Below are 2,189 nucleotides of genomic sequence, written 5' to 3' on the forward strand. Positions count from 1 at the left end.
TCTTCGCAAGCCCGTGTTCTTCGCAAGCATGGGTGCTCTGCCGTCGCAGGCCCGGACGCCCGGATTGCGGTTCCCGCACCGGCGCTGTCGCGTCCGGCCGGCCGGCCAGCGCCGGGCGGTTCCCGTGTCTTGTAAGTGCCGGGTCTGCGGACGCTTGCTCCGTGCGGGCTTGCCCCCTGTGTTTTGCCCCCCTGTGTTTTGCCCCCTGTGTTTTGCCCCGCGGGGCTTGCAGGCTTTTCCGGTCGGCAGCCGTCGCGGCCCCTCGCGCCCTCTTGCCGGCCGCCGCGACAAATCCCCTTCTGAAGATCGCCGGCCGCCGATGCCGGCAGGCAGAGTGCCGCCTCGGGACCGTCTGTCCGCACACCGGGCCGGCGTCGCTTCATCAGCCGCGACGGGCGCGCCGGCGCAGGGGCTCCGGTGCCGATGACCCGGTCCGGAAGAGAACGCGGAGAGGATCCGGCCGCGGACGCCGCGGAGGACGAAAGAGGCGCGGAAACCGGCTGCCGGTCTGGCCACGGCGTCTTCACCGACCGCTCAAGCCTCGCGCGACGCGATCGGCGCGCTTCAGAACCGGGGGATCCGGTAATGGCCGTCCCGCACCAGGCCCGCGGCCGGCAGAACCGGCCTGTCGTCCCGGTTCATCGTCCTCGTCCGGCAACAGCCGGGGCCGCGCCGCTATCGCCGGGGCCGGGGCGCACGACAGAATCGCCGCACGGGCCCGGGTCGCGGCTTCTTGCGCCCGATACGGGAGGAACGGTCGCCGATCTCCGGCACTCTGGCCCGCCCTCGCCCGACATGCCGGGGCGCCCGCGCGGACGATGACGGCTTTCTCCGGTTCGACGACCGTTATGGCGATGGTCCTTGCCGGAAACGCGGGACTGGCCGGAAACGGGCCGGCGGATACGGTGAAGGGACTGGCCGCGGCACAACGGCCGATCGCCCTGACCGCCTGCGGTCCGGCACGACAAGCCGTCGTTCCATCTGCTGTCGGAACAGATCGGGCGCGGGCACCGGCGCTTCAGGCCTTCACGGCGGGGCGGGTGAAGGCGCGGACACCCGGTGCCGACAGCCACAGGTCTCCCGTCTCGCGGCCGGACACGGCCCGTCGGGCGCATCGCGCAGGCCGCGCCGACAGCGATTGTCCCGCCCGATGACGGTGAGAAAAGGCGCCGGCCGGAGAGCCCGGCCCCGGCGCAGCGGTCTTGAAAACGACGCATAATAGGGCGAGGCTCCGGCCTTGCGCAGCCTGCCTGCCCCACGGGGGCGACAGCCGGGGAAGGCGCTGCGCAGGGGACGAACGATCGCGGGGGGAAAGCCGACCATCGTCAGGGCCGCACGGTGCGCCGCGTTTGCGGGCGCCGGCCGGCCGTTACGCCGGCTGCGTGGCCTGCGCCATTGCCGCACCCGCCTGCCGATCCCTGTGCGCGCCGGGCTTTTCAGCGGAACCGGCGCTGCCGCACGTCCCCCGTCGGGCTGCCGGGCAACCGGGCCCGGCTCCCACCACCGGGCCGCCATCCGGCCGGCTCCTCGTCAGACGCTATACGGAGATCATCAGCCATGGCTGAGACCGCCCTTCTTGCCACCCGCCGCGGTTTTCTGGCGCTTGCCGCCGGCACCGCCGTCGCCGCCACCCTGCCGGTCGCGGCGCTGGCCAAGTCCACCCCGCCGCAGAGCCTGACCCTGAAGGGGGTCGGTCAGGTGCTGGTGGAGAGCCGCGTGCTCACCATCGTTTCCATCGACCAGTCGAGCCGCGATGTGGTCGTGAAGACCGACAACGGCGACCAGTTCGCCTACAGGATCGCCCCGATCGTCGGTTCGCTGGCCGGTTACAAGCCGGGCGAGAAGGTGACGGTCTATATCGCGCCGGGCGCGGTGACCAAGCTGCAGAAGGTGGACAGCGGCCAGAAGGGGCTCATCTCTCAGGTGCAGCTCGACATCAGCGCCACCGGCCCGCTGCCGGAGAATTTCTGGGGCACCTCCATCACCATGAACGTGGTGCTGGTGGACGTGAACACCGACCACAAGACCGTGACCTTCGAAGGCCACGACAAACTGCTGCGCATCATTCCGGCCGCCACCCCGGCGGTGTGGAACGACATTGCCCAGATCCAGCCGGGCGACCTCGCCACCATCACGTGGATCGAGGCGATGGCGTTCATTCCCAAGACCTGAAGAACACCCTGAAGAAC

General features: G+C 70.8%; 1 protein-coding gene. It reads left to right on the forward strand.

Annotated features, from left to right (window positions below; genetic code table 11):
• Positions 1-1,557 precede the first annotated feature (1,557 nt).
• A complete protein-coding gene (locus V7067_RS15695; RefSeq protein WP_334176841.1) occupies positions 1,558-2,172 on the forward strand; it encodes a hypothetical protein in 615 nt (204 codons plus the stop codon).
• Positions 2,173-2,189 lie beyond the last annotated feature (17 nt).

Origin of the sequence: Pseudoxanthobacter sp. (assembly GCF_036822375.1) — a bacterium.
Lineage (GTDB): Bacteria > Pseudomonadota > Alphaproteobacteria > Rhizobiales > Segnochrobactraceae > Pseudoxanthobacter.

Coding starts and splice junctions, on each gene's coding strand:
- V7067_RS15695 (WP_334176841.1), top strand. CDS start 1,558: ATGGCTGAGACCGCCCTTCTTGCCACCCGCCGCGGTTTTCTGGCGCTT.